This window comes from Psychrobacter sp. 1U2 (assembly GCF_051847575.1).
Genome location: NZ_JBPYDC010000623.1, coordinates 1 through 935 on the forward strand (window position 1 = coordinate 1; position 935 = coordinate 935).

1 protein-coding gene is annotated in these 935 nt (G+C 45.0%); it reads left to right on the plus strand.

The window, feature by feature from the left end; genetic code table 11:
- Nucleotides 1-49 precede the first annotated feature (49 nt).
- Nucleotides 50-935 (plus strand): metallophosphoesterase (locus tag ACS8FD_RS17680; protein WP_439276814.1); only part of this gene is annotated, 886 nt, incomplete at its 3' end.

The window sequence follows — 935 nt, forward strand, 5'->3', positions numbered from 1 at the left end:
TATAGTATATGGTTTAATTTCATTTACTTTTAGATTTTGATACCGACTTATGATTATAGATGTTATTGGTGATATTCACGGTTATGCTGACAAACTAATCGGGCTGCTTGAGCAATTAGGTTATGTCCATAATGGGCAATATTTTGTGCCGCCAGATGGTCATCATGCGCTCTTTATTGGTGATTTAATTGATCGTGGTCCTCAGCAAGTAGCGACCCTTGAGATTGCTTTTGCTATGCTAGATGCTGGCGTCGCTGATATCGTCATGGGCAATCACGAATATAATGCAATTGCGTTTGCAACGCGTGATCCTAACGACCCTGAACGCTATTTGCGCTCACATAATGATGTTCATACGCGTCAGCACGAAGCGTTTTTAGCTGAAGTGCCGTTTGGATCAGAATTACATCATTATTGGCTACAGCGCTTTTATGAGATTCCCTTGTGGATTGAGACTGATGATGCCTGCTTTGTCCATGCTTGCTGGGACGTGGACAGTATGGACATGCTCAAACCCTTACTTACAGCCGACAACTGCTTGACCCCTTATGCGCTTGCAGTGACTTCAAAAGAACATACTTCGCCATTCGATGCGTTAGAACGTGTGTTAAAAGGTGTGGAGACCCCATTACCAGATGGTATTGTTATGATCGATAAAGAAGGCACTAAACGCTCGCGTGTGCGGGTACGGTGGTGGCTCGACAACTTACAATCACGTACGCTTCATGAGATTGCTCGCGCGCCTGCATCAGCACTAGCGCAGATTCCAATGGATGCGTTAGCTGAGAATATCGACTTTGCTCTAAAAACTCATAAGCCTGTATTCGTTGGGCATTATTGGCTAGCAGGCGAGCCTGAGCCCCTGAGCTCAAAAGTCGTTTGTACGGACTATTCAGCAGCGATTGATAGTGGCTATCTGACTTGTTATCAGCTCG